Here is a 26,221-nt window from a genome sequence, read left to right on the forward strand (position 1 = left end):
GATCGACAGGCGCCATGCAGTGATCGATTCCTTTCGACACCCTGATAGAATGCAAATCCTTATCATTTAAACCTAGGAGTTCCCATGTCCCTACCACGTATCGTGGTGGTTGGCGGTGGCGCCGGCGGCATCGAGCTGGTCACCCGTCTCGGGCGCAAGCTCGGCAAACGCCGCAAGGCGGAAATCGTACTGGTCGATCGCAACCCGACCCACATCTGGAAGCCGCTGCTCCACGAAGTCGCCGTCGGCGCGATCGACACCGATATGGATCAAGTCTCTTACCAGAGCCATTCCCGCGCCAACGGCTATCGCTTCCAGCTCGGAAGCCTGAGCGGGCTGGATCGCCAGCGCCAGCGCCTGACCCTGGCCCCGATCGAGGACGAGCGCGGCCGTGTACTGCTCTCCGAGCGAAGCCTCGACTACGACTACCTGGTACTCGCGCTCGGCAGCGTGTCGAACGATTTCGGCACGCCAGGGGTCAAGGAAAACTGCTTCTTCCTCGACAGCCCCCAGCAGGCGGAGAACTTCCGTCGCGCAATGCTCGACACCTTCCTGCGCTACAGCGGCATGCATGCCGACGAAGACAAGGACCTGACCATCGCGATCGTCGGCGCCGGCGCCACCGGGGTCGAGCTCTCCGCCGAGCTCTTCAACGCCATCGAGATGCTCAACGCCTACAACGCAACCGATCTTCCGCGCAGCCGGTTGAAGGTCCATCTGATCGAGGCCGCCGAGCGGATCCTGCCGGTACTCAGCGAGCGAATCAGCTCAAGCGTACGCCGCCAGCTCGAAGCGCTCGGAGTCAAGATCCATACTTCCACCCAAGTCAGCCGCGCCGACGAGCACGGCTTCGAAACCGCCGACGGCCAGCGCATCGATGCCGACCTGACCGTATGGGCCGCGGGGGTGCGCGGCCCCGAGCTACTGTCGACGCTCGGCCTCTCGACCCGCCCCAATCACCAGATCAAGGTCGAGTCGAGCATGGTCAGCATCGACGACCCACGAATCTTTGCGATCGGTGACTGCGCCGCCTGCCCCCAGCCGAACGACAAGCTCGTTCCCCCGCGCGCCCAGGCTGCGCACCAGATGTCGAGCCACCTCGCCCGCGGCCTGCAGGGCCTGCTGGAAGGGCGCGAGCTCAAGCCCTTCGAGTATCGCGACATGGGTTCGCTGGTCTCGCTGTCGCGCTTCCAGGCGGTGGGCAGCCTGATGCGCGGCGCTTCGGCACGCGGGCTGTTCGTCGAAGGTTGGCTGGCGAAGATCTCCTACGCCTCGCTCTACCGGATGCACCAGCTAGCGATCTACGGTGCGCCGAGGACCGCTGCGAAAATCCTGGTCGACCGCCTCAACCGCTGGCTGCGCCCGCGGCTCAAGCTGCACTGAACGAAGACCACCGCCGGCCCAAGGGGCCGGCGGTGGGGTTGACGACAAACCCTTTTTTACCCAGCAGCATCTTCCATCCAAGCGAGTCGAGAATCGTTCGGGTCCCAACAGACCTATCGCTCTTTTGGATGCGAGGGGCGACCTCATCCATCGACAGGGTGTAGAGGATTGGAATGTCTGAAGAAAACCGCGACAGACCAATGCCGCACTAGAGAATGGATGCCGCGGCGCAACGGTCGGGGCACGCTGCAGCGCCTGCCGTCATGCCTTGTTCAGCCTGGCCCGGCTGAATGCCTAAACCGCTGATCCTGGCCTGACCCACCCAGGCATCGAAAGTCGCTTGGTTTTCGCTGATCCATTCATCGGCCAGCCTGCGGATATTGCGCTCGCTGGCACCCTCTTCACTGATGGATTTCTCCCAGTAGGACCAGGTGTCGCGAGCGAACGACGCCTGCTCGGTAAAGGCCTCGACCGCCGGATTGGCGGCAATAAACTCCCGGTTGGCTACCGGCATCCAGTTCCAAGCGGCCATCGCCATGCGGCACGGATCAGCCCCGCCGGCGCACCCTGGAACGCCCGGTGTCAATGACGAGCCCGCATTCGGTACGCTGGGCGGCAGCGCATCGAACGGCGTCGGCAGCCAGACCACATCCTCACCCGGCACCAGCGCGTTGGTCATCCACGAAGGAATCCATGCGTAGAAAAATACCGGCTCGCCGCGCTGCTCGCGGGCGATCACTTCGAACATCAACGCCTCGTATTTGCCACGTACCGAAGAGATGGTGTCGCTGAGCCCGAACTCATCCAACTGGTACTCCACGACATCGCCGCAGCTCCAGCCGGGATCACAGTTGATCAGTTCAGCCTTACCGTTGTTGCCGAAAAGACCGGCTATTTGCGGATCTTTCAGCTGCTCAAGGGAGGTAATGCCGTAGGCGTCAGCAGTCTTCTTATCGATCAGGTAGCCATTGTAACCGCCGCCCTGGATCAATCCCTCACCGAGCGTTTGCGCATACGCCTCGACCCTGTCGAAACCCGGCTTACGCTGCGGAAAATTCAGATCCATGGCGATGTCCAGATCCCCTTGGGCCGCGGCCTGGAAAAACAGCGTCGAATTGATCGTGCTCACCCTGACGTTGTACCCCAGCTGCTCGAACGCTTGGCTGGTGATTTGAGTCAGCACGTAGTTGGCGCCCATGCTGTCGGACTGCGCCAGGCGGATCGTCTTGCCCTCTCCAGGCAGACCTTCCGCCGCTGCGCTGCCCAGTGATGCGACGACGACGAAGATCGCGATGACCGTTTCAAGCGCGGTCTTGAGCCTGTATGTCATCATGCCCCCTTAACGTGCCCGCTTCTGCAGTGATGGCGGCTATTTCTCGCCGCCGGGTCACAGACTTGAAGACCGACACTCATTGTTGTTTGGGTTGGGTGAACCGGATCCACTCATTGCCATGGCCCAGCGGCCCCGCCGGCCTCTCGGGCGTTGACCTGGTAGGGCCTGAGGAGCCTTTTGAACAGCGACTGACGCTTGCTTCGCTTCACCGGGTGGGCGAGTTTCTGGGTGATGCGGTCGAGCATCATGGCCAGCAGCACGATGGCGATGCCGCCCACTGCCGCGCGTCCGACATCCAGCCGACCCAGCCCCTGCAGCACGACCAGCCCCAATCCTTCGGCACCGATCATCGCCACCACCACCGACATCACCATCGCCGTGAGGACGGTCTGGTTGAGACCGCCGAGTATGGTCGGGATGGCCATTGGCAGCTGGATTTCCCAGAGCAATTGACGCTTGTCGGCGCCAAATGCCAGCCCAGCCTCGACGATCTCCTGATCGACCATGCGGATACCGAGGTAGGTGAAGCGAATCAGCGGCGGCGCGGCCGCGATCACCACGGCGACTTCACCGGACACGGTGCCGACGCCGAAGAGCATCACCACCGGCACCAGGTAAACGAAGGTCGGCGTGGTCTGCATGATGTCGAGGATCGGTCGCACCACGCTCCAGACCTTCTCGCTGCGAGCGCAGAGGATGCCTACGGGAATACCGATGATCAGGCAGAAGATAATTGCCGTGGCGATCAGCGAAAGCGTAGTCATCGCCTCATCCCAGACCCCCAGCATCGCGATGACGACCAGGGCTACAGCGCTGAACAGCGCAATCCCGAGGCTGGCGGCGCGATAGGCGATCAAAAACATCAGCACCACCATCACCGGGAATGGGATGGCATGCAGCACGTAATCGTTGAATCCCAGCAGGTTTTCCACCGGCCAGCGGATCGCCATGAAAACCGGCCGGAAATGGATGCCCAGCCACTGGACGCCGTCTGAGATCCAGCCATCCACCGGGAAAACCGCGAGGTCTTGTGCCTCAAGCATGTCGTGCCCCTCCTGGTAAGGGATTGCGTGGCGAGGAGACAGCGCCGATGCACTCGAGAATGTTTTCCGGCTCCAGGGTTCCGAGGAAGGCTCCACCCTCGTCGACCACGGCCACCGGCTGATCGTTTTTCAGCAAGCGGGCAACATCGACCAGCCTGGCATTGGCCGCAACGCTTACGAAATTGCTCGAGAGCAGACCGGCCGCTGATTCGCCGGCGCGAACCTGACGCAGCGACTGCGCATCGAGCACCCCCTTCACGCGGTTGCTGGCGGTGAGCACGAAGCCGCTCTGACGCAGCGCGCCCTGATCGGCAACGATCCGACCGGCGTCGTGATCCACGATGGTTTGCGCCGAGCGCATGACCGAGCGGGCATCGAACAGCCGGGAACGATCGACTTCACGGGTGAAGCCACAGACGTACTCGCTGCCCGGCTCAAGCACGATGGACTGCGGCGTGCCTTCACGCACGACCTCGCCCTCGGCCATGATCGCGATGCGAGAACCGAGCTTTAGCGCTTCCTGGAAATCGTGGGTGATGAACAAAATGGTTTTCTTCAGCGTGCGCTGCAGGCGCAGCAGCTCATCTTGCATCTCGCTGCGGATCAGCGGATCCAGCGCACTGAAAGCTTCGTCCATGACCAGCACGTCGGCATCGGTGGTCAGCGCCCGCGCCAGCCCGACCCGTTGGCGCATGCCGCCGGAGAGCTCATGGGGATAGTGATAGACCCACTTCGACAGGCCAACTACCGACAGCACTTCTTCGGCCCGCTGACGACGCTGGGCAGGCGGGATGCCGCGCAGCTTCAGCCCGAACTCGGCGTTCTCGACAATGGATTTGTTCGGCAATAGCGCGAAGTGCTGAAAGACCATGGAAATGCGTGTACGGCGGACCTCACGCAGATCTTTTTCGTTCAGGGTGACGATATCCCGACCGTCGAGCAGAATCTTGCCCGCGGTCGGCTCGTTCAATCGGTTGATACAGCGTGCCAGCGTTGATTTCCCTGAACCGGAGAGCCCCATGATCATGTAGATCGCACCGCTGGGAACCGACAGAGAAACGTTGTTGAGGCCAACCACCATGTTGGTTTCGGCCAGTATCCGGTCCTTGCTCGCACCCTGCGCCAAGAGCTCCATGGCTCTCTGCGGAGTCGGGGAAAAGACCTTGTACAGATTCTCAATCTTTAAACGTTCACTCACTCGCGCCTCCATTTATTATATTGCGAGATACAGAATTCTCTGGACCGCGATCTGTTGGCTACGGCAGTTATTGGCGGTGGTATCGGCCCCTTCGGGCTCTATCAGGCACTGCGCTTTTCTATCGGCGAGCAGGTCACATCAGCACACGCGTTCTGGGGCATGGCCTTGGCCATGCTGTTTTTATCTTCATTGCAACGGCGAAAAGTCGGTCGGTAGCAGGATGCGATTCTGCGAATCCTCGATAAGGGCCGTCAGCCTGGGGATGAACGCCTGCCAGCGAGGATCCAGGGCCAATAGCTGGCGGCGCCGCTGCCGCTCCTCGAAACTTTGGTAGGCCCACATGTGGACGACATGGCTCAGCGGGCCGATTTCGGTGACGAAGTAACCGATCAGGTGCCCAAGTATCGGCTGCTGAATCGCCAAACCTTCTTCACGCACCAGCGCCAGGTACTGGCTCATCTGTCCCGAACGGATGCGATAGATGCGTTCTTCGAGAATCATGCCCGCTCCCCCGTCGCTTGCAGCAGGAACTCCTGCATCATCGACGCCACCCGCTCCGGCGCCTCGGTCAGGATCGAATGGCGCAGGCCAGGCAGGATGCGCAGGCGCGATCCGCTTATGCGCTCGTGCATGAACGATGCCATGCGCGGATTGGAGCCGGCATCGCAAGCCCCGGTGGCGATCAGGGTCGGGCAACGGATCTGCCCAATCAGATCACCGAAGTCGCTCTGCGCCAGCACCCTGTAGGCCGCCGCGTAGCACTCAGGATCATTCTGCGCGTTGCGCTGGCGCAGCTGCGCGACCAGCTCCGGGTGCTTCAGCTGAAAATCCTCGGTCAGCCAGCGCGACAACGAGGCATCGTAATGCGAGCCGGGAGCCCCATTGCGCAAGGCGTCCAGTCGCGCCAGTACGCGCTCGCGCTCGTCTTCGTTGCGCCCTGCGATGGTGGACAGCAGCACCAGCCGGCGAACCCGCTGCGGATACCTCAAGACGAGCCGCTGCGCGATCAGGCCACCCAGGGAGAACCCGGCCAGATGAAACCTGGAAAAGCCGACGGCATCGGCCAGCGCCAGCGTCTCATCGACCATCTCGTCGATCTCGTAGCGTCCTTTGAGCCGCGTCGAATTACCGTGACCGCGCAGGTCGAAGGTCAGCACCCTGAACCGCGCCTTGAGCCGTTGCACCACGCCTTCCCAGGCCAGCAGGCTGGAACCGACGCCGTGAATGCACAGCAGCGGCTCGGTGCCGGCACCGTCGACACGATAATTCAGCGTGACCTTGCCGACGTTCAGCTGGCGATCCTGCGCGAAGCCGTTCATAGGCTCAGCGCCCGTTGCCGGTCACGCTGACGTTCACGCTCGGCGAAGAACGGCATGACTTCATCGATGAACAGGCGCAACGTCTGCCTCTGCTGCTCGAACGGCAGGTTGAAACTCAATCCGAGGCAATACTGGTCGACCCCGGCCGCCTCGTAGTCCAGCAACTTCTCGATGACCTCGTCGGGGGTGCCGAACATCAGGTTGCGACGAATGCTTTCCGGGTCGTAGTTCTCCTTGCCTTTCACGCTCTCGAAGGGAACGGCTTCGGGGAAGCCGTCTCTCACCGTGCCGATGTTCTGCATCAGGTTCTCGAAGGTACGACCGAAATCCATGCTGTGGCGCACCGGCACTTCCCAGTCATCGGGTTTGGCGTACACGCATGTGCGCCGCTGCATCATGAAACGCGGACGCGGCACTTCGGGATGGTCAGCCACGGCCTTTTCGAATTTCTCGCTGAGCACCCGGATTTCAGCGGCGGGCAGAGAAAGCGGCGTGGACATGATGTTCGCACCGATACTCAAGGCCCAGTCGAAGGTGCCGGGATCGCGGGCCGCCACCCAGATAGGCGGAGACTTCTGCAAGGGCTTGGGCACGGCCGCGGTCGACGGGAAATTCCAGTAATGACCCTCATGGGCGTAATCGCCCTGCCAGAGCTTCTGCACCGCCGGCAGCAGTTCTTTCATATAGCCGACGCCTTCACGCTGGTGCACGCCAGGATTCATGCGGTCGAACTCATACTGGTAAGAGCCGCGGGCGATACCGAACTCAAGTCGCCCATCGGTCAAGTGATCGCACAGCGCGGCTTCGGCAGCCAAGCGGATCGGATTCCAGTACGCCGCCGCGAGCGTGCCGGTGCCGAGTCGAATCCGTCGGGTGTGCTGGCCGAGCCAGACCAGGGTCTGGAACGGGTTGGGCGCGATAGTGCACTCGAGCGTGTGGTGCTCGGATGTCCATAGCGTTTCGAAACCGCCCTCATCGGCCGTCCGCGCAAGCTCCAGCACGTTGGCGATGACGGTTTTCATCGACACATTCGGCGATGAGCGTTCCATGCTGATGGCAACTGCGAATTTCATGCGTATCCCCTGGGCGGACGCTTGGTGAAGAATCAGCGCAGACGGATCACGAACGGATCCTGCATGGCGCCGGAATAATCGATGACGATGTTCTTCGCACGCGAGAATTCGCGCATCACGTCGAAGCCGCCGCGGCGCCCATAGCCGCTGTCCTTGAAGCCGCCATTGGCGGACATGTAGGCGGCCGAGCGATAGGTGTTGATCCATACCGTGCCGGCATCGATGCGACTGGCGAAGCGCATGGCGCGATCGATGTTCTGGGTCCACACACCCGAGGCCAGACCGTAGGCGGTGTCATTGGCCATGCTGATCATTTCCTCTTCCGAGGAGAACGGCACCACGCCTACCACCGGGCCGAACAGCTCATCACGCATGAAGGTCATGTCGTTGCTGGCATCGGCCAGCACAGTGGGCTCGAAATACCATCCCTGGGCCAGGTCGGCACCGGACGGCCGCCTGCCACCGACGGCTACGCGCGCGCCCTGGCTCGCGCCCAGGGCCACGTAGTGCTGGAGCTTCTGCAGCTGCGCCTGCAGCGCCAGCGGGCCGATATCGGTGCCCTCCTCCATCGGATGACCGACGGTGATGCGCTGCGTACGGGCCACCAGCGCCTCGACGAAGCGCTGGTAGATGCTGGCCTCGACGAAGCAGCGCGATCCCGCCACGCAGGTCTGCCCGGCAGCGGCGAACACCCCGGAGACCACACCGTTGACGGCTTTTTCGATATCGACGTCGGCGAACACCACGTGGGGAGATTTACCGCCCAGCTCCATCTGGCAGGGCGCTAGGTTGTTCGCCGCATTGCCGGCGATGCGCCGCCCGGTGTCGGTGCTGCCGGTGAAGACGTATTTGTCGATGCCCGGGTGTCGGGTCAGGGCCTCGCCGGTGACGGCGCCGCCGCCGCTGACCACGTTGACCACGCCAGCGGGGAAACCGGCCAGCATGATCAGCTCGGCCAGCGCCAGGGTCGAGGCAGTGGCGTGTTCAGAAGGCTTGATGACCACGGTATTGCCGATGGCCAGACACGGCGCGAGGGTGCCGGTCAGCAGCATCAGCGGTGAATTCCACGGGGTGATCATGCCGATCACGCCCAGCGGCTCGCGAATGTTGAAGTTCAACTGGTCGAGCTTGTTCACCGGAATGGTGTCGCCCTGCAGCTTGTCCGCCATTCCTGCGAAGTAGGTGTATGAGTCCGGCAAGGCACGCATCTGGGCACGCATTTCACGCAGCAGCTTGCCGTTGTCCCGGGTTTCCAGCAGGGCCAGCCGTTCGGCATTCTCCAGCACCAGCTCAGCCAGACGGCGAACCAGCTTGCCGCGATCGGTCTGGGTCATGCGCCGCCAGGCGGGACTGTGGAATGCCTGGCGGGCCGAGCGCACGGCACGGTCCACATCACCATCATCGGCCTCGGCAAACTGATACCAGGCTTGCCCGGTGGCGGGATCGAAGCTTTCGACGTAACGGCCGCTGCCCGGGGCTGTGTATTGCCCATCGATGAACAGACCAAGGCGATTGCCTTCGAGTGAGTCGACCGTCGTTTTCATGAGGCCGCCTGCTGTAGCAGCTGTTGTTGGCGGGAGAAATCCGCCCAGCTTCGGGCTGTCCCGTCGATCACCGCTACTCTGCCGCCATCGCTCGAGCCCATGTAAATGCTGAAGCGCTGGTCTTTGCGCTCGCGCACGTAGCGGCGCACCACCGAGCGCAGTTCATTGCTCGGCATGAGCTCGTAGGGAAGCTGCTCGATAGGGAAAAAACGCAGTGAATCGGGCAATTCCCGCAGCGAGCAATCGGTATCCAGCTGCGCGCGGTAGACCAGGTAGCCCGGGTCGATATCGTCGACATCGAACACCGAGTAAAGGAAGGTGGCGTCCGGCAGCAGCGTCAACGAGCCCTGCTCCACTAGCAGCTCGGCATTGCCGCGGCTGCGCCCCGAGGCCGGTAGCTCCCAGCCACCCTTGCCGTCGGCGCGAAACAAAATCGAGCCGTCGCTTTCGATCAGGTACCCACTGATCATGCCGTGGGAATCCAGCCACTTGGCGGGCAACGGCTCGTTGATGCTGGCGTAGCTGCCGCGGCAGAAGCAAAGCGGCATTTTCGCACTGGTGCCGAACGCGCGAACCTGGCCGATCAGTACGAGGTGATCTCCGGCGTCGATGCGCTGATCCACCGTGCAGTCGAACCAGCTCAGGCTGTCGAGCAGAATCGGCGCTCCCGTGTGCACGGTGTCGTGCTTGACGGTCTTGAACTTGTCAGGGGATTTGGAAGCGAATGTCGCCGAGACATCCGCCTGCCCCTCGTGCAGCAGATTCACCGCGAAGCACTCGCTGCTGGAGAAGGCGCTGTAGCTCAGCGCTGACTTGCCGACGCACACCAGCAGCAAGGGAGGATTCAGCGAAACGGAAGTAAAGGAATTGGCAGTCATGCCACGTGGCTGGCCGTCGTCATCGTGAGTGGTGATGACCGTCACGCCGGTGGCAAAGGTGCCAAATGCCTGGCGAAGCGCCCCGGGATCGATTGCCGCATCGTTGAACTTGTTCGTGGTACTCGACATCGAATCTTTCCTTTGTACTTGGATAGGTGTACGCGGGTACGAAAAAGGCCTGGCCTCCCCTGAACCGCACCCCAAAAGCGCTGCACATGGCCGGGAGAGCGGTGGTTCAGAAAAACCAGCCCCCGCCTGAGCAAGTAAAGATTCGGCGGTCAGTTGATTGATCGGGCCGCCGGGGCGCACGCAAGCAGGCTCAAAGGTTCTGCCGCCTTTGCGCTTCCATCTCGGCCATGTCCTGGAACCGGTCGGCGATACGCGGATGCGGGCGCGAGCCATCGGCCGCACCAATGGCGATCAGCACTTCGTCGGGCCCCGGAGCATCGGCGATCTGGAAATTGGCGGTGAGAAAGTGCGAGCGCTTGCCGGTGGCGCTCTTGTGCACCATGGGTAGCGAGATCAGCGCTCCCGGTGCATTTCGCACGTTGGTAAAGCTCAGAAACGCCGTACCGTCGACCGCCTCGCGGAACAGGTTGCCAAAGCGCAGGGTATGGATCAGTGCGGATGCGTGTTCGATCTCGCCGTTGACGCCGACACAGGCCGCCTTGCCGTAGGCTTCGACTTTGTCGGCCGGCATCACTGCCACCAGACGCTTGGTCAGCTCCTCACCCAGCACTGGCGCCAGGCGCAGGATTTCCGGTCGCAGGTCTTCGACGAAGCCCTGGCCGGCCCATGGGTTTTTCAACACCGCAGCCACGACGACCATGGTGACCGGCTGCTCGGCCTCCTTGCCGCCTTCGATAAACGTCTGCTCGATGAAGGTGGAATATTTTCTTACCCGGGGATTCATGATGGTCGTCGCTCTCTGGTCGATGAGTCGGTTCGCCGTTGGCAGTGACCATCAGGTTAGGGAGCGCAAAATGAGACGTCATCCTGCGGTTCGGCGCACAAATGGCGCCACCTCTGCTACGAAAAGATGCAAGTGCCAGCCACATCGGTCACGTTAGTTTTACTTCCTGCCAGCACAGTGAGGTGACCCGCTTGAACAGAACCATGCAGTTGCTCTCCCTGCGCGATGTTGCCAGTCAGATCAATTCCGGGGGCGATCTGGACACCACGCTGCGCCAGCTGGTGCGAGTCAGCTGCCAGCACACCGATTGGACGCTGGGCGCGATCATGTCGATCGATATGAACCAGGGCTACGCCTACGTGCTCGCCCGCCACGATCCGACCCTGCTGCATCGTCCACTCAGCGATCGCTGGGAGCTGACTTCGAGTCCCACCGTCATCGCCTTGCAACGCAACGAGCCGGTCTACATCCGCGACGTGCGCGGAAGCGAGTACGCCGGGTATCGCATGGAATCCTACGAACGGGACTACCGCACCGTGCTGGTCATGCCGATGAGCTGTCAGGATTTCGAAGGGCGGCCAATGGTACTGAGCGTGGTGTCGCGCGAGATCAAGGACTTCAATGCCGATGACCAGGCATTCCTGGGGATGATCGTCCATCTGGGCGCCATCGCCGTGGAGCGCGAGCGGCGACTCGAAGCTCAGCGCTTGGCCGCAGGACGGCTGCAACAGGCGCTGCGCGTACACACCACCCTGCTGGAGCATGTACTGGCGGAGGACTCGGTTTCTTCACTGTCGCTGATGGTCTGCAATCTGCTGCCAAGTCCGCTGATCGCGGTCGACTTCACCGCCAACCAGGTCATCGCCGGACGCTCACCGGACGCCTTGCTGTTCGATGATCAGGGCTGGCAGAACGCCGCCGCCGGGGTGCTCAATTCGCAGATATCGAAAGCCTGCCGCGAAGCCCTGAACAGCTCGCTGCGCAGCTCGGTGAAGCTGTTCCTCGACGACGGCACGCGCACCTTCACGCTCAAGGCGCAGATCGAGCCGCTGACTGTCGATCACGAACTGGTCGGTGCGCTGGTGCTGTTCTCGGTGGCCCCCTCATTGAGCGAGCTGGATCAGGCACTGCTGGACAGCGCGAAGTTCGCGCTGAGCGTGCAGATGATGCGCAGCTTCATTCGTTTCCGCTTCGAAACACGCACGCAGACCGAGCTGTTCTTCGAGGTCATCGAACGCCGCTGGCGTGATGCCAGTGATCTCCAGCAGCGGGCTCAGCGCCTCTACATGACCTTCAATGCGCCGCAGCAAATGATCATCGTGGACTTCTCCGATGGCGCCAAGAAGCAAGGCAATCAGTCCAACAGCCTGCACCACAATGCCACCCGCATTCTGCAACGGGCCGGGATCGCGTCGAGCGTGATCGTCATCGACAAGGGGCTGGTCTGCATGGTGCCGTTCGAGGGCGAGGCAGGCGCGGACAGAATCAACAAAGTCATGCGGCGCATGAGTGATGACCTGGTGCACTACCTGGATGTCGAACCCATCATAGTGATCAGCGCATGCTGCAAAGCATTGATCGACTACCCCGCCGCCTGGACGCGCTGCCGCCGAATGATCGACATCGCCCGCTCCTTCGGACGAACCGGACCGCTGTCGGGCGAGGACTTCGGCCCGATGCACATGCTGATCGCGGCTGTCGGTGGAGAGGACGTCCGCGCCTACGTAACCGAAAGCGTCGGTGCGATGATCATTCACGACCGCGAGCACGGCACGCCCTACCTGGAGACCCTGTCGACCTACTTGCAGCAATGCTGTCGCAGCCAAGCCTGTGCCGACGCCATGGGTGTGCACGTCACCACCTTGCGCTACCGCTTGGCCCGTATTCAGGAACTGTTCGACATCGAGGTCGATACCCCGGAACGAAGATTTGCCATCGAACTGGCGATTCGCCTGCAGAGGGTGATGGAAAACTGATCGGCCACGCTCAGCCGGACGTCATGTTGGTCAGGTACTTCCGGCGAATGGCAATCAAGTTGGGAACTGACATGCCGAAAGCCATAGCGATCAAGCCGATGACTGGTTTCTGAGGAATTGATTACTGGCGAGATCCGGCGCTGGACTCCGGGTAAAACGAAAAAAAGCGCCTCGTGGGCGCTGTTTCATCTTTGCATCGAATGCTCGAAGTGGCGGACCGGACGGGACTTGAACCCGCGACCTCCGGCGTGACAGGCCGGCATTCTAACCAGCTGAACTACCGGTCCGCATTTTGAGTGCACCGCTTCGTTGCCGAAGTGGTGGGTGGTACAGGACTCGAACCTGTGACCCCCAGCATGTGAGGCTGGTGCTCTAACCGGCTGAGCTAACCACCCGCTCGATGGATCCGCATCGTGGCGATGGAGGATCGAGCATTTCGTTCGTGGCGGACCGGACGGGACTTGAACCCGCGACCTCCGGCGTGACAGGCCGGCATTCTAACCAGCTGAACTACCGGTCCACATCAAACGAAAACTCAGGGCATCAAGTACAGCAGTGGCGGACCGGACGGGACTTGAACCCGCGACCTCCGGCGTGACAGGCCGGCATTCTAACCAGCTGAACTACCGGTCCGCATTGCGCTGCGCTTGACTACATGACTCGTCACCCGAGTGACATGGTGGGTGGTACAGGGTTCGAACCTGTGACCCCCAGCTTGTAAGGCTGGTGCTCTACCAACTGAGCTAACCACCCCAGGTCATGTGGCGACGCATTCTACCGATACCCCCATGAAAGTCAAACGCTTTTCTGCGACTCCCCACTGCGCTCAGCGCTGGACCTTCCACGGCAGGGTGTCGTCGCCCGCATCCAGCGGGCGCAGTTCGATACGGTCGCGCAGACGAGCCTCACGGACCGCCTCCAGCCCAACGAAATCGAACAGCTCGCGATCGCCGAGCTGGGAAGGCGCGACGTTGGTGACGGCCTTGAACATGGTCTCGATCCGGCCGGGATACTTGCGCCCCCACTCGTTGAGCATCTCCTTGACGTTCTGGCGCTGGAGGTTCTCCTGGCTGCCACAAAGGTTGCAGGGGATGATCGGGAAGCCCATCGCCTGGGCGTACTCGATGATGTCCGCTTCGGCGACGTAGGCGAGCGGGCGGATCACGATGTGCCGGCCGTCGTCGGAGAGCAGCTTAGGCGGCATCGCCTTCAGGCTGCCGGCGAAGAACATATTGAGGAACAGGGTCTCGAGGATGTCGTCGCGGTGGTGACCAAGGGCGATCTTGGTCGCGCCGATCTCCTCGGCGAAGCCATAGAGGGTGCCGCGCCGCAGGCGCGAGCAGAGCCCGCAGGTGGTCTTGCCCTCGGGCACCTTCTCCTTGACGATCGAGTAGGTGTCACGCTCGACGATGTGATAGCGAAGCCCGGTGCGCTCGAGGTATTCAGGCAGGACATGGTCGGGGAACCCGGGCTGTTTCTGGTCCAGGTTGACCGCGATCAGTTCGAACTCGATCGGCGCATTGCGCTGAAGGCTCCTGAGCACCTCCAGCATGGTGTAGGAGTCCTTGCCGCCGGAAAGGCAGACCATCACCCGGTCGCCTTGCTCGATCATCCCGTAGTCGATGATCGCGTTGCCGACCTGCCGGCGCAGACGCTTTTGCAGCTTGTTGAACTCGCGCTTGCGCTTCGCCGCCTCTACGCCGTCACCGAAGTCGGGCGCGCCGGGCGCAGCATCGTCGATGTCGTCGAGCGCAGCGCTCGCGGAGAATTCGGATCGCGGGAATGCCCCCGCGTCCCGGGCAATGTCGACGCCCGGGGCAGTAGCTGATCTGGACATGGGAATCCGGTGCGTGAAGGACTGACTGGAAAGTGCGCATCATAGCATTCACCTGCGACGCTCGCGAAGCAGCCGGGGGGCTTCAGCTTTGCGCCGGCCTGTTAGACTCCGCTCACGGACGAAGGAGAGTGACATGTTCCAAGGCTGGCTGCTGATCGCGATCTCGCTGGGTTACATAGCGCTTCTGTTCGCCATCGCCTGGAGCGGCGACCGCCGTGCCCGGCTGAGCGGCCCGGTACGCCGCCGCCCGGTGGTCTACAGCCTGGCGCTGGCGGTCTACTGCACCTCCTGGACCTTCTACGGCAGCGTCGGACAGGCGGCGATCTACGGCTTCAGCTATCTGCCCATCTTCCTCGGCCCGATCCTCACCTTCCTGCTGTTCTGGCCGGTGTTGAGCAAAATGATCCGGGTCGCCAAGCGCCAGAACGTTACCTCCCTGGCCGACTTCATCGCCTCGCGCTACGGCAAGTCGCAATCGCTGGCGGCCTTCACCGGGCTCGCCGCGCTGGTGACGACGCTGCCCTACATCGCGCTGCAGCTCAAAGCGATGGCGATGAGCTTCACCGTCTTCACCAGCCGCGACGACATCATCAGCGCGCCAATGTTCGGCGACACCGCGCTCTATCTGGCGCTTCTGATGGCGCTGTTCGCGATCCTCTTCGGCACCCGCCAGACCAACGCCACCGAGCACCACGAGGGCATGATCCAGTCGATCGCCTTCGAGTCGCTGCTCAAGCTGGTGGTGTTCCTGATTCTCGGCGTGATGGTCACCTGGGTGGCGTTCAACACCATCGAAGGCATTCCCAGCCATATCATCCCCCCCGCGTCGGAGCAGCCCGCCTCGCTCGATCTGGATCATCGCTTCGGCACCGGGCTCGGCCAGGGGGTATGGGTCCAGACCGTGCTGGCGATGCTCGCGGTGTTCTGCGTGCCGCGCCAGTTCCATGTCACCGTGGTCGAGTACACCCACCGCGACGATGGATCCCGCGCCCGCTGGCTGTTCCCGATCTACATGGTGCTGGCGGCGCTGTTCGTGATGCCGCTCGCCACCGCCGGGCTTTCGCTCTACGGCGCCAGTGGCCTCGATCCCGACACCTACGTGCTGCATCTGCCGATCTCGATGGGCAGCGAATGGCTGGCGCTCTTGACCTTCATCGGCGGCTTCTCGGCGGCAAGCGGGATGGTGATCATGGCAAGCGTCACGCTCTCGATCATGATCTCCAACGAGGTGATCATCCCCCTGCTGCTGAGGCTGCGCTGGTTCGACCCCTCGCGCGGCGGCTATACCCGATGGCTGCTACGCGCCCGCCGCCTGATCATCGTGCTGGTGATCGCGCTGGCCTACGGGGTCTACCGGCTGCTGGCCGATTCGAGCTCACTGGCCGCGCTAGGCTGGCTGTCGCTGGCCGGGCTCGCCCAGCTGGCGCCAGCGCTGCTCGGCGGGCTCTACTGGAAACGCGGCAACCGCACCGGGGTGAGCGTCGGCATGACCGTGGGGCTTGCGATCTGGGCCTATACCCTGCTGCTGCCCACCCTGGTCCAGGCCGGCGTGTTCCCCGAGCGACTGGTCACCGAAGGGCCGTTCGGGATCGGCCTGCTCAACCCGCTGACCCCGCTGGGGCTCTCGTTCGCCGACCCGCTGAGCCAAGGGGTGATCCTGTCGATCGGGCTCAACCTGTTCTGCTACATCTTCGGCTCCCAGGTCAGCTCCCAGCGAATCGTCGAGCGCATCCAGGCATCGCTTTTCGTCGACAGCGCCGGCAGCCAGCAGCCTTCGGTCAACCGCCCGTGGATGGGCACCACGTCGGTCGAGGACTTGAAAGCGCTGTGCAAGCGCTTCCTCGGCGCCGATCAGGTCGACCGCGCCTTCGACGAATACGCCCAGCGCCAGCAGATGCCGCTGGCCGCCAACACCCGCGCGTCGATCGATACCATCCAGTTCAGCGAGCGCCTGCTCGCCTCGGCGATAGGCGCCTCCTCTGCGCGGATCGTGATCAACTCGGCGCTGTCGCGCCGCGGGATCGAGATCTCCGACGTGGTGTCGATCGTCGACGAAGCCTCCCAGGTGCTCGAGTTCAACCGCTCGCTGCTGCAGTCGACGGTGGAGAACCTGCACCAGGGGATCAGCGTGGTCGATCACAGCTATCGGCTGGTGGTGTGGAACCGCCGCTATCTGGAGATGTTCAATTTCCCCGACAATCTGATCCGGGTCGGCACCCCGTTCGAGAAGGTGTTCCGCTACAACGCCCAGCACGGTGAATACGGGCCGGGCGACCCGGAGGAGCACGTCGCTCAGCTGATGGACAACCTGCGCTCGGGCCAGCCCCACCACTACCAGCGCTACCGCAAGGACGGCACGGTGCTCGACATCCAGGGCAACCCGATGTCGAGCGGTGGCTTCGTCTATACCTACCAGGACATCACCCAGCAAAAGCGCACCGAAGAGGCGCTGATCCGCTCGGAGAGCAACATCCGCATCTACACCGACAACGTGCCGGCGCTGATCGCCTACTTCGATGTCGACTGCCACTACCTGTTCACCAACCGCGCCTATGAATCGGTAATGCAGATCGATCGCACCGATGCAATCGGCAAGCGCGCGGAGGAAGTGATCAGCGCCCGCGACTGGAAGACCCGCGCGCCCTGGATGCTGAGAGCGCTGGGCGGGGAGCGGGTCAGCTACGAGCTGTCGATGGACGATACCGAGGGCGGCGTGCGCTACATGCTCGCCACCTACACGCCGCACTTCGGGGTAGGTGGCCGGGTGCTGGGTTTCTTCGCGCTCTACCAGGACATCACCGAGCGCCGTCTGGCCGAGATCGCGCTCAAGGAGACCAACGAGCACCTCGAGGAGCGGGTACGCGAACGCACCCGTGAGCTCTCCCAGCTCAACGAGGCGCTGCGCAAGGAGAACCAGGTGCGCGCCCAGGCCGAGCAGGCGCTGCGCCAGGCCAAGCTGATCGCCGAGACCGCCAATGCCTCGAAGACCCGCTTCCTCGCCGCCGCCAGCCATGACCTGCTGCAGCCGCTCAACGCCGCCAGGCTCTTCACTTCGGCGCTGTCGCAACGCTTCGCCCAAAGCGAGCACATGAGTACCCTGACCCACATCGACAACTCACTGCAGGCGGCGGAGGAGCTGCTCGGCACGCTGCTCGACATCTCCAAGCTCGATGCCGGTGCCCTGACCCCCAAGCGCCAGCTCTTCAGCCTCGACGAAGTGCTGCGTCCGCTGCAGGCGCAGTTCGAAGTGATGGCCGCGGAGCGCGGGCTCGACCTGAAGGTGGTGATGACCCATGCGACGGTCGACTCCGACCCGCAGATGCTGCGCCGGATCATCCAGAACTTCCTCTCCAACGCCTTGCGCTACACCCAGGACGGGCGCGTGCTGCTCGGCTGCCGTCGTCATGACAAAGAAATCGTGATCGAGGTCTGGGATACCGGCCCCGGCATTCCGGAATCCAAGCAGGTGGAGATCTTCCAGGAATTTCGCCGCTTGGATCAGCAGTCTCGCCACCGCGAAAGCGAGAAGGGGTTGGGATTGGGCCTTTCGATCGCCGATCGCATGGCGCGAGTGCTCGACCACCCCCTGCGCCTGCGCTCCTGGGTCGGGCGCGGCACGGTATTCTCGCTCACCGTGCCGTGGCGGCGCGGCGAACAGGCCCCGGTCCGTACGCCCCAGCAGGCCCGCGCGGCCGCAGGCAACAAACTCAAGGGCGCGCGGGTGCTGTGCATCGACAACGAGACGCTGACCCTGGAGGGCATGCGCGCGATCCTCGAAGGCTGGGAGTGCGAGGTCTACACGGCGACCACCATCGGCGGTGCCAAGTCGGTGCTGCGCAACCTCGACGGCGACCCCGACGCGATCCTCGCCGACTACCACCTCGACAATGGGGTCACCGGGCTCATGGCGCTCGAGGCGCTGGCGGAGCGGATGAGCAATGAGGTGCCCGGCATCGTGATCACCGCCGACCGCACCGAAGAGGTCGCCGAGGAAGTACGTCGCGCGGGTTATCACCTGCTCAACAAACCGGTCAAACCCGCCGCGCTACGCGCGCTCCTCACCCGGTCACTACAAGCGCGGCGAAATTCCCAACGCGAGCCTTGATCCGCTACCAGGCCCTCGAACGAACACGCCGGTAGCCGCTTTCGCGGCTACCGGCGTGTTCGTTCCACAGCAGGCAGGAAGGAAGCGGATCAGCTTTCCTTTTCGACCTTCTTCGGTTCGATCTCCAGTCGCTGGGCAGCGATCACCGCCTGGGTACGCGAATGGACCCCGAGCTTGCGCAAGATGGCAGTGACGTGCGCCTTGATCGTCGCCTCCGAGACGTTGAGATCGTATGCGATCTGTTTGTTCAAAAGCCCCTCGTTGAGCATGTTGAGCACCCGGAACTGCTGAGGGGTGAGCGATGCGATCGCCTCGGCGAAGCGGGTTTCCTCCTCGTCGCTCTCTCCAAGCGCATTGGCCATCGCGGGCGGCAGCCATACCTCGCCATCCAGCACCTCGCGGATGGCCTGGCCGATCACTTCGAGCGACGACGACTTGGGGATGAACCCAGAAGCACCGTAGTCGATCGCACGACGCACGACGCTGGCCTCCTCGCTGCCGGAAACCACCACCACTGGGATATCGGGAACCTGACCGCGCAGCTGGATCAGCCCGGAGAAACCGTGGGCACCAGGCATGTGCAGATCGAGCAGGATCAAGTCAGCGTCGAGATGTTGGGTCACCACACTCATCGTGGCGTCCATGGAATCCGCTTCGACGATCTCGGTCTTTTCCGCCACGTTCGCCAGCGCCTGTGTCAGCGCGGCGCGGAACAACGGATGATCGTCGGCGACAATGAATTTCTGAGCTAAGGCCATGAGGTTTCCTCCAACACCCTCGCGATAATGGCATGCCGGCGGCATACCCTTCCCTTGATACGCTGCGCTTTCGTCGCCGTTACTTTTCCCGCGACGATTGAACCGGGCGCGCACCTCATCCGACATGCGCTAGAGGCACCGGAACACCCCATTAAAACGCCGATACCGCATCAAAGCCCCTAACGGTTCTACTTTAGTCGCCATCCTGCACACTACAGCATATGAACCTTTAGACCATACGACTTTACTCGCAATTCGGCCATTTCCGGCACGCTTTGAGGGGCAATGCGGCATAAGGTAAAACAACGCCTCCGCGCTATGCGCCGGAGGCATTGAATGACGATCAGCGCCGCCATCGCCGAGCCTGAGCCCAGCGTCAGCGCCCACGGCTACCGATCAATTCGTCGACCACTCCGGGATCGGCCAGCGTGCTGGTGTCACCGAGCCCATCCAGCTCGCCAGCGGCGATCTTGCGCAGGATCCGGCGCATGATCTTGCCCGAGCGGGTCTTCGGCAGCCCGGGCGCCCACTGGATCACATCGGGCTTGGCGATCGGGCCGATGTCGCGACGCACCCAATCGATCAGCGCGCGCTTGAGCTCATCGCTGGGGGCCGTGTCGTCGTTCAGAGTGACGTAGACGTAGATCCCCTGCCCTTTCACCTCATGGGGATAGCCGACCACCGCGGCCTCGGCGACCGCCTCGTGCGCGACCAGCGAGGATTCGATCTCGGCGGTACCGAGGCGATGGCCGGAAACATTGAGCACGTCATCGATACGGCCAGTGATCCAGTAGTAGCCATCCTCGTCCCGGCGGCAGCCGTCACCGGAGACGTAGACCCCCTCATAGGTCGAGAAGTAGGTAGTGACGAAACGCTCGTGATCGCCCCAGATGGTCCTCGCCTGGCCGGGCCAGCTGCGCTTGATCACCAGGTTGCCGGATGCCGCACCTTCGAGCTCACGGCCCTCTGGATCGAGCAACGCCGGCTCGACGCCGAAGAACGGCAGCGTCGCCGACCCCGGCTTGAGATCGATCGCGCCGGGCAGCGCGGTGATCAGGTGACCACCGGATTCGGTCTGCCACCAGGTATCCACGATCGGACAGCGGCCATTGCCGACCACTCGGTGGAACCAGTGCCAAGCCTCCGGGTTGATCGGCTCGCCGACCGAGCCGAGCAGGCGCAGGCTGTCGCGCCGGCTGGTGGAGAGCACCTGGTCGCCATGAGCCATCAGCGCGCGCACCATGGTGGGCGAGGTATAGAGAATGTTGACCCCATACTTGTCGATCACCTCGCCCAGCCGGCCGTGGTCCGGGTAGCTCGGCACCCCTTCGAACATCAGCGTCGTGGCACCGTTGGCCAACGGGCCATAGACGATGTAGGTGTGCCCGGTGATCCAGCCGACATCGGCGGCGCACCAGTAGATATCGCCATCGTGGTAGTCGAACACGTAGCGGTGGGTCATCGCCGCGAACAGCAGGTAGCCGCCGGTGGTGTGCTTGAGCCCTTTCGGCGTACCGGTGGAACCGGAGGTGTAGAGAATGAACAGCGGGTCCTCCGCGTTCATCGTCTCCACCGCGCATTCGCTCGACTGGCCCTCGACCAGCTCGTGGTACCAAAGATCCTTTTCTTGCCAGTCGATCGGATCCCCGCCGCGCTGGACCACCAGCACCCGTTCGACGCAGTCGGTACCGGCGCGTGTCAGCGCATCGTCGACATTGTCCTTGAGCGGCACCCGCTTGCCACCGCGCAGCGATTGGTCGGCGGTGATCACCAGTTTCGAGCCCGAATCCTTGATTCGACCAGCCAGCGCATCGGGAGAAAAACCGCCGAACACCACCGAGTGCACCGCGCCGATCCGCGCGCAGGCGAGCATCGCGTAGGCGGCTTCGGGGATCATCGGCATGTACAGGGTCACGGTGTCCCCGCGCGACACCCCAAGCGATTTGAGCCCGTTGGCCAATTTCCCCACCGCGGCATGCAGCTCGCGATAGGTGATTCGCTTGGACTCGCTCGGATCGTCACCCTCCCATAGGATCGCCACTTGGTCTGCACGCTCGTCGAGATGGCGATCGATACAGTTGTAAGCCGCATTGAGCTCGCCATCGGCGAACCAGCGAATTACCACCTCGTCGCGCTTGAAGCTCGACTCGTTCATCTTCGTCGGCCGCGTCGCCCAGTCGAGCTGGTCGAGCTGGTCGGCCCAGAAGGCGTCGGGGCTCTCGATCGAGCGGCGATACATCTGCTCGTACTGGGTCCGATCGATCCAAGCGCGCTCGGCAGTCTTTTCATCGACGGGGTAGATATCGCGTTTCTCCACGGCGGTCTCCTTGTCTCAAGCCGATATCGGGGCGGATACATCGCCGCCGCCCCCCTGCTTTCGCCTGAGCAACGAAAGTCGAGGGCTTCCTGGCAAGCAGACTAGACGTTCTAGGCCTCCTGGCCCATTCGCCATATGTCGCTGTCCTGACGACCGTGGTAGCAAAGCCATGCCCCGCAGCTACGACAGCGATAGCGCCCACCACGCAGCGCGAACCGATGGCGGCGCTCGCTGAATCGATGAATCCGCGGCTGCAGGTCCGCGCCACGGCATTCGCACAGATAGAGATAAGGCGCGGGGCTCGACCGACTGGTATCGAAACGATGGGTGGTTCGGGGAGGCAGGCCGTAGAGCCCGACCATCACGGTGCGCCACTCGACCCCATGGGGCGCCACTCGGCGCCGCACGACGTGATGGACCACCCAATGAGCGACTTCGTGGGCCACCACCTCATTGAGAAAGGCACGCGGCTGGTCGGCGAGCAATATCGGATTGAAGCGCACTCCGCCTCGGCCGAAGTGCGCCTGCCCGGCGCTCTTGCCGCGCAGATCGCACCATACCAGCGGGCTCGGCAGGCGGGGAAATTGCTTGCGGGCATGCTCTACGCAGCGCGCCACCTGACGCTCGACCAGCGCGACGAGAGCGGCGCTGTCGAGCCCTGCGAGGTAGGCGTCGTCGGCAGCGGCAAAAAGCGGCACCATCGGCGACAGGGAAGGGTCCAGAGAGAGATTCATGACTGCTAGAATGAAGCCTGATTGCGTCACCGCGCAAACGTTTCCACGGAGAAGCCATGATGACCGACCCCCACTCCCCCGACGCAGGCGCCCAGCTGGTGCCGCTGCTCGAGGACGAGGCCCTAGAAGAGCTTGACGCCTTCCTCGAGTCCGACCGGGTCGACCCAGAGGCGCTCGAGCTCTACGCAGCCCATGGATTCCTGGTGGCGCTGGCGATCACACCAGCGCCGATCGATCCCGGCACCTGGGTACCGGTGCTGTTCAACGGCGAGCCGGCGTTCGCCGACGACGCTGAACGCGACCATCAGCTGGGCCTGCTCGAACGGCTGCGCGCCAATGCCATCGACGCCTTCGAGCACGGTCATCTACCCGAACTGCCCTTCGATCTCGAAGTCGATGGAGAGCCTCTCGACACCCCGGTCGGCGCTTGGTGCGCGGGGTTCATGGAGACCGTGTTCCTCGATGAAAGCGCCTGGTTCGGGCCGCTAGAGGAGCGGGCCGCCCAGCTGCTGCTGCCGTTCATGGCACTCTCGGGCTTGTTCGAGGACGAAGACCCGGAACTCTCGGCACTGGCCAATTCGCCACGCGAGGCGACCCGGCTGGCGCGCCAGCTGCCCGAGCTGTGTCTCGATCTCTACCTGCTCTACCGCGCACCGCCCGAGCCCGTCGCCCGCGCCCCCAAGCAAGGCGGCAAGCAGTCCCGGGGGCGGCGCGGCGGCAACCGGTGAATGCAGGACCGCGGCATCGGCGTCGCTGGGTCGCGCGGCTATGCAGCCATCCGCTCTTCGAGGAGGGCGGCGAAGCCGAGGGCGCAGCACGCCGAGCTCGGGCCGAGGCACTGGTGGTCGGCGGCGAACGTGGCTGGCTGCAGCGCCTCTTCGCCCCGCGCGCGCCCAGGCTCGAATGGACCGGGCATGCGCTCGAACAGCTGCGGGAGCTCGATCGACGCGATGCCGATGCGCTGTTCATCCTGACCGGCGGGGCGCCCGCACGACGCTCGCTCGACGCCGCACTCGCGCGACTGGGGCGTCCCTTGCCCTGCTACGCCCTCGCCCCCCAGGAGCCCGGCACGGCGGGCGACTTCATCATCGCTCCCGGCGACGCACTCGATGCACGGCTGCTGCAGGCCCACCTGCTGATGCTGCTCGAGCAGCGCATCCCGATCGCGCTACGCCTCGGTCAGGCTGATGAAGCCGCCACCACATCGCTGCCCACGCTCCTGCTCGCCTTCCTCCAACGCCAGCGCCTCGCTGCGATCGGCGAGGCGGACAACCGAGCGCTGACGCTGCTGCCGGTGCGCGCCACCGAAGGCCAGCTCGAGCTTGCCGAACCGCTGGATCTCGATGCCTTCATCACCCTCCACAGCGACCTTGGCGGCACCACCGCCGAGTGGATCGAACGGCTCGCAACGCTGATCGAAAGCGAGCTTCGCGCGAGGACAGCACCCGCGCAGGCCTAGGCGGCATTGGCGTCGCCAAGCCAAGTTGAGATAAATTCTCAATTGCATGACTCAAACAACGATGCGCAAGCAGGGAACCCGTCGATGAAGAGAACCCTCGTCCCGCTGCTGGTCTCGGCCGCGGCACAGCTCAGCGCCTGGCCGGCCGCTTACGCCCAGCCGGTCGAGCGCCTGGCTGCGCTGGAAGTCACCGCGCCCCGCCTCACTCGCGAGCTCTTGACCACGCCCGCGGCGATCAGCGTGGTCGAGGGTTCGCAGGTGCGCGAGGCCGGGCCGAACATCCAGCTCGAGGAGTCGCTCACTCGAGTGCCTGGCATGCTGCTGCTCAACGGCGAGAACTTCGCCCAGGGCCAGCGCATCTCGATGCGCGGCTTCGGCGCCCGAGCCGCCTTCGGCATTCGAGGTATCGCGGTCAACGTCGATGGCATTCCCTTCACCATGCCCGACGGTCAGTCCCAGATCGACGCCATCGACCTCGATGACGTCGAGCGGATCGAGGTGATCCGCGGTCCTTCCTCGGTGCTCTACGGCAACGCCGCGGGCGGCGTGCTCGACATCACCACCGCCGACGGCCTCGACCCCGATGCAGGCGCGCGAGTGAGGCTCACCGCCGGCAGCCATGGGATGCAAAAGCTCTACGCCCGCCATTCGGGAGAGAACGGCGACTGGTCCCACAGCTTCGGTTTCTCTTCGCTGACCCAGGACGGCTATCGCGACCACGCCTCGGTGGAGAAGCGTCTGTTCAATGGCAAGGTGCGCTACCGCTTCGATGATGCCCGCTCGCTGACCACCCTGGTCAACCTGCTCGACATGCCGCGCGCAGACGACCCCGGCGGACTGACCCTGGACGAGGTCCGCACCCGGCGTCGCCAAGCCGCGCCCAACGCCTACGCCTATGACTCGCGCCTCGAGGTCTCCCAGCAGCTCCTGGGTCTCGGCTACCAGGATCTCGACCTCGGCGGCGGCGAGCTCAACGTCAGCGGCTGGGTCGGTCGCCGCGACTTCGAGCAGCAGCTCCCCTCACCCGCCACCTCGGGCAACGTGCCGCAGTTCGTGCGCCACTTCTATGGTGCCAAGGCAAGCTACTCGAACCGATCGAGTCTCGCCGGGCTGCCGCTGCACTACGTATTCGGCAGCGATCTTTCGCGCCAGGAGGACAACCGCCATCGCTACTACTCGCCGCCGCACTCCGACAGCCGATCGCTCAGGGACGACCAGCAGCAGGACGCCACCGCGCTGGGACTGTTCGCCCAGGGCGACCTGAGCCTGTCGCGGACCTGGACGCTCTCCAACGGACTGCGCTACGACGACGTGCGGCTCTCGATCGACGATCGCAGCGACGGCGGCCAGGGCAGCGGCCGGCGCAGCTTCGACCAATGGAGCTACTCGAGCGGCCTGACCTGGCAATACCTGCCGACCCATGCCGCCTATGCGACCATCGGCACCGCCTTCCAGACCCCGACCTTCACCGAGTTCGCCCGGCCCGACGGCGACGCCGGCTTCAATTCGGGGATCGAGCCACAGCAGGCGATCAATCGCGAACTCGGCCTGCGTGGCTACTTCAACAGCGGCGTGCATTACGACCTCGCGCTCTACTCGATCCGCTCGAAGGACGAACTGGTGGCCTATACCGAGCAGGGCCGGACCTTCTACGCCAACAGCGGCCGCACCAAGCGCGAAGGTGTGGAATTCGGCCTTTCCGCACCGCTGCCCGCCGGCTTCAGCGTCGACAGCGCGTTCTCCTACGGACGCGCCCGCTTCGAAAGCGACTCGGGCCAAGGGGTCCGCAACGGCAACCAGCTGCCGGGTATCCCCGAACGGATCTGGTCCAGCCGGCTGAACTGGCGCTCCGAGGCGCTACGGCTGACGTTCGAGAGCCAGCATCTGAGCGGCATGTATGCCGACAATGCAAACCAGATGAGCATCGATGACAGCTGGGTATTCAACCTGCGCGGCGCCCGCGATCTCCACCTCGGCGGCGGACAGGCAGTGACCCTGTTCGCAGGACTGCGCAACCTGTTCGACGAGCACTACTACGCCAACGTGCGGATCAACGACGCCAACGGCCGCTACTACGAACCCGCCGCCGGACGCACGCTCTACGCCGGCGTCGAACTAGGCTTCTGAGCCCTTCACAGGATCCTAGACCGGCTCGCCATGAACGGACCAATAAACCCGTTCGTCCCGAGCGGTGCCATACGCGCCAAGGCCAGGTACCGGCTCGGCAATGGGGGCGCCAGTCGAGGGATCGTGCGGCGGCGATGAGGCCGTGGTTCGAGACGCATCCGAGCATCCTGAGCGAGTACCGCGAGTCGAAGGGTCCTCGCTCCTCACCACGAACGGTGGCTGGG

19 protein-coding genes and 5 tRNA genes are annotated in these 26,221 nt (G+C 63.6%); 6 read left to right on the forward strand and 18 right to left on the reverse strand.

Annotated features, from left to right (window positions below):
- Positions 1-84: 84 nt before the first annotated feature.
- The gene (locus A5892_RS15940) at positions 85-1,383 is read left to right on the forward strand and encodes an NAD(P)/FAD-dependent oxidoreductase (protein WP_064123626.1); all 1,299 of its coding nucleotides are present in this window, start codon (positions 85-87) and stop codon (positions 1,381-1,383) included.
- Positions 1,384-1,591: 208 nt separating this feature from the next.
- On the opposite strand, the gene proX is transcribed toward A5892_RS15940, so the two are convergent.
- From proX to A5892_RS15985, 9 genes are all read right to left on the reverse strand, one after another.
- A complete protein-coding gene (proX, locus tag A5892_RS15945) occupies positions 1,592-2,713 on the reverse strand; it encodes a glycine betaine/L-proline ABC transporter substrate-binding protein ProX (RefSeq protein WP_064123627.1) in 1,122 nt (373 codons plus the stop codon).
- A gap of 113 nt (positions 2,714-2,826) precedes the next feature.
- Positions 2,827-3,759: an ABC transporter permease gene (locus A5892_RS15950; protein ID WP_064123628.1), complete on the reverse strand. Its 933-nt coding sequence runs from the start codon at positions 3,757-3,759 to the stop codon at positions 2,827-2,829.
- A complete protein-coding gene (locus A5892_RS15955; RefSeq protein WP_064123629.1) occupies positions 3,752-4,957 on the reverse strand; it encodes a quaternary amine ABC transporter ATP-binding protein in 1,206 nt (401 codons plus the stop codon). Before A5892_RS15955 ends, A5892_RS15950 begins: the two co-directional genes overlap by 8 nt.
- A 186-nt stretch (positions 4,958-5,143) precedes the next feature.
- The gene (locus A5892_RS15960; protein WP_064123630.1) at positions 5,144-5,458 is read right to left on the reverse strand and encodes an NIPSNAP family protein; all 315 of its coding nucleotides are present in this window, start codon (positions 5,456-5,458) and stop codon (positions 5,144-5,146) included.
- On the reverse strand, positions 5,455-6,276 hold the full coding sequence (locus tag A5892_RS15965; RefSeq protein WP_064123631.1) for an alpha/beta fold hydrolase: 822 nt from the start codon (positions 6,274-6,276) through the stop codon (positions 5,455-5,457). The genes A5892_RS15960 and A5892_RS15965 overlap by 4 nt, the downstream gene beginning before the upstream one ends.
- Positions 6,273-7,349: an LLM class flavin-dependent oxidoreductase gene (locus tag A5892_RS15970; protein ID WP_064123632.1), complete on the reverse strand. Its 1,077-nt coding sequence runs from the start codon at positions 7,347-7,349 to the stop codon at positions 6,273-6,275. The genes A5892_RS15965 and A5892_RS15970 overlap by 4 nt, the downstream gene beginning before the upstream one ends.
- A 32-nt stretch (positions 7,350-7,381) precedes the next feature.
- Positions 7,382-8,893, reverse strand: a complete 1,512-nt coding sequence (locus tag A5892_RS15975; protein ID WP_064123633.1) for an aldehyde dehydrogenase — start codon at positions 8,891-8,893, stop codon at positions 7,382-7,384.
- Entirely contained in the window at positions 8,890-10,173 is a 1,284-nt protein-coding gene (locus tag A5892_RS15980) for a flavin reductase family protein (RefSeq protein ID WP_223302706.1), read from the reverse strand. Before A5892_RS15980 ends, A5892_RS15975 begins: the two co-directional genes overlap by 4 nt.
- Positions 10,091-10,684 (reverse strand): amino acid synthesis family protein, encoded by a 594-nt coding sequence (locus A5892_RS15985; protein ID WP_064123635.1) that lies wholly within the window; start codon positions 10,682-10,684, stop codon positions 10,091-10,093. Before A5892_RS15985 ends, A5892_RS15980 begins: the two co-directional genes overlap by 83 nt.
- Positions 10,685-10,875: 191 nt before the next feature.
- Here A5892_RS15985 and A5892_RS15990 point away from each other — a divergent pair, with 191 nt between their 5' ends.
- Positions 10,876-12,660 (forward strand): helix-turn-helix domain-containing protein, encoded by a 1,785-nt coding sequence (locus A5892_RS15990; RefSeq protein WP_064123636.1) that lies wholly within the window; start codon positions 10,876-10,878, stop codon positions 12,658-12,660.
- A 210-nt stretch (positions 12,661-12,870) separates the two neighbouring features.
- Here A5892_RS15990 and A5892_RS15995 read toward each other — a convergent pair.
- The 6 genes from A5892_RS15995 to ttcA form a co-directional block, all read right to left on the reverse strand.
- Positions 12,871-12,947: transfer RNA gene (locus A5892_RS15995), tRNA-Asp, on the reverse strand.
- A 31-nt stretch (positions 12,948-12,978) separates the two neighbouring features.
- Positions 12,979-13,055: transfer RNA gene (locus A5892_RS16000), tRNA-Val, on the reverse strand.
- A 48-nt stretch (positions 13,056-13,103) separates the two neighbouring features.
- A tRNA-Asp gene (locus tag A5892_RS16005) sits at positions 13,104-13,180 on the reverse strand.
- A 36-nt stretch (positions 13,181-13,216) separates the two neighbouring features.
- Positions 13,217-13,293: transfer RNA gene (locus tag A5892_RS16010), tRNA-Asp, on the reverse strand.
- 44 nt (positions 13,294-13,337) lie between these two features.
- Positions 13,338-13,413: transfer RNA gene (locus tag A5892_RS16015), tRNA-Val, on the reverse strand.
- 73 nt (positions 13,414-13,486) lie between these two features.
- Positions 13,487-14,497: a tRNA 2-thiocytidine(32) synthetase TtcA gene (ttcA, locus tag A5892_RS16020; protein ID WP_082890515.1), complete on the reverse strand. Its 1,011-nt coding sequence runs from the start codon at positions 14,495-14,497 to the stop codon at positions 13,487-13,489.
- 133 nt (positions 14,498-14,630) lie between these two features.
- Here ttcA and A5892_RS16025 point away from each other — a divergent pair, with 133 nt between their 5' ends.
- The gene (locus A5892_RS16025; RefSeq protein WP_064123637.1) at positions 14,631-18,602 is read left to right on the forward strand and encodes a hybrid sensor histidine kinase/response regulator; all 3,972 of its coding nucleotides are present in this window, start codon (positions 14,631-14,633) and stop codon (positions 18,600-18,602) included.
- 89 nt (positions 18,603-18,691) lie between these two features.
- On the opposite strand, the gene A5892_RS16030 is transcribed toward A5892_RS16025, so the two are convergent.
- The 3 genes from A5892_RS16030 to A5892_RS16040 all read right to left on the reverse strand — a co-directional run bounded on the left by A5892_RS16030 (position 18,692) and on the right by A5892_RS16040 (position 22,411).
- Positions 18,692-19,360, reverse strand: a complete 669-nt coding sequence (locus A5892_RS16030) for a response regulator (protein ID WP_064123638.1) — start codon at positions 19,358-19,360, stop codon at positions 18,692-18,694.
- A 376-nt stretch (positions 19,361-19,736) separates the two neighbouring features.
- Positions 19,737-21,677 (reverse strand): acetate--CoA ligase, encoded by a 1,941-nt coding sequence (acs, locus tag A5892_RS16035; protein ID WP_064123639.1) that lies wholly within the window; start codon positions 21,675-21,677, stop codon positions 19,737-19,739.
- A 110-nt stretch (positions 21,678-21,787) separates the two neighbouring features.
- Positions 21,788-22,411 (reverse strand): SprT family zinc-dependent metalloprotease, encoded by a 624-nt coding sequence (locus A5892_RS16040; protein ID WP_223302707.1) that lies wholly within the window; start codon positions 22,409-22,411, stop codon positions 21,788-21,790.
- A 59-nt stretch (positions 22,412-22,470) separates the two neighbouring features.
- On the opposite strand from A5892_RS16040, the gene A5892_RS16045 reads away from it, so the two are divergent.
- The 3 genes from A5892_RS16045 (at position 22,471) to A5892_RS16055 (ending at position 25,997) form a co-directional block, all read left to right on the forward strand.
- The gene (locus A5892_RS16045) at positions 22,471-23,139 is read left to right on the forward strand and encodes a YecA/YgfB family protein (protein WP_064124560.1); all 669 of its coding nucleotides are present in this window, start codon (positions 22,471-22,473) and stop codon (positions 23,137-23,139) included.
- Positions 23,136-23,870 carry a hypothetical protein gene (locus A5892_RS16050; RefSeq protein ID WP_064123641.1) on the forward strand — a complete coding sequence of 245 codons (735 nt, stop codon included), beginning with the start codon at positions 23,136-23,138 and terminating at the stop codon, positions 23,868-23,870. Before A5892_RS16045 ends, A5892_RS16050 begins: the two co-directional genes overlap by 4 nt.
- Before the next feature lie 84 nt (positions 23,871-23,954).
- Entirely contained in the window at positions 23,955-25,997 is a 2,043-nt protein-coding gene (locus A5892_RS16055) for a TonB-dependent receptor family protein (protein WP_064123642.1), read from the forward strand.
- The last annotated feature ends 224 nt before the right edge of the window (positions 25,998-26,221 follow it).

Source organism: Halotalea alkalilenta (assembly GCF_001648175.1).
Lineage (GTDB): Bacteria > Pseudomonadota > Gammaproteobacteria > Pseudomonadales > Halomonadaceae > Halotalea > Halotalea alkalilenta_A.

Excerpts from the sequence above, each read along its gene's own strand:
- A5892_RS15960 (WP_064123630.1), bottom strand. The coding sequence starts at position 5,458 with ATGATTCTCGAAGAACGCATCTATCGCATCCGTTCGGGACAGATGAGC.
- A5892_RS16040 (WP_223302707.1), bottom strand. The coding sequence starts at position 22,411 with ATGAATCTCTCTCTGGACCCTTCCCTGTCGCCGATGGTGCCGCTTTTT.
- A5892_RS16025 (WP_064123637.1), top strand. The coding sequence starts at position 14,631 with ATGTTCCAAGGCTGGCTGCTGATCGCGATCTCGCTGGGTTACATAGCG.
- A5892_RS16055 (WP_064123642.1), top strand. The coding sequence starts at position 23,955 with ATGAAGAGAACCCTCGTCCCGCTGCTGGTCTCGGCCGCGGCACAGCTC.
- ttcA (WP_082890515.1), bottom strand. The coding sequence starts at position 14,497 with ATGTCCAGATCAGCTACTGCCCCGGGCGTCGACATTGCCCGGGACGCG.
- A5892_RS15950 (WP_064123628.1), bottom strand. The coding sequence starts at position 3,759 with ATGCTTGAGGCACAAGACCTCGCGGTTTTCCCGGTGGATGGCTGGATC.
- proX (WP_064123627.1), bottom strand. The coding sequence starts at position 2,713 with ATGACATACAGGCTCAAGACCGCGCTTGAAACGGTCATCGCGATCTTC.
- A5892_RS16030 (WP_064123638.1), bottom strand. The coding sequence starts at position 19,360 with ATGGCCTTAGCTCAGAAATTCATTGTCGCCGACGATCATCCGTTGTTC.
- A5892_RS15975 (WP_064123633.1), bottom strand. The coding sequence starts at position 8,893 with ATGAAAACGACGGTCGACTCACTCGAAGGCAATCGCCTTGGTCTGTTC.
- A5892_RS16045 (WP_064124560.1), top strand. The coding sequence starts at position 22,471 with ATGACCGACCCCCACTCCCCCGACGCAGGCGCCCAGCTGGTGCCGCTG.
- A5892_RS15980 (WP_223302706.1), bottom strand. The coding sequence starts at position 10,173 with ATGGCTCGCGCCCGCATCCGCGTATCGCCGACCGGTTCCAGGACATGG.
- A5892_RS15940 (WP_064123626.1), top strand. The coding sequence starts at position 85 with ATGTCCCTACCACGTATCGTGGTGGTTGGCGGTGGCGCCGGCGGCATC.
- A5892_RS15970 (WP_064123632.1), bottom strand. The coding sequence starts at position 7,349 with ATGAAATTCGCAGTTGCCATCAGCATGGAACGCTCATCGCCGAATGTG.
- A5892_RS15985 (WP_064123635.1), bottom strand. The coding sequence starts at position 10,684 with ATGAATCCCCGGGTAAGAAAATATTCCACCTTCATCGAGCAGACGTTT.
- A5892_RS15965 (WP_064123631.1), bottom strand. The coding sequence starts at position 6,276 with ATGAACGGCTTCGCGCAGGATCGCCAGCTGAACGTCGGCAAGGTCACG.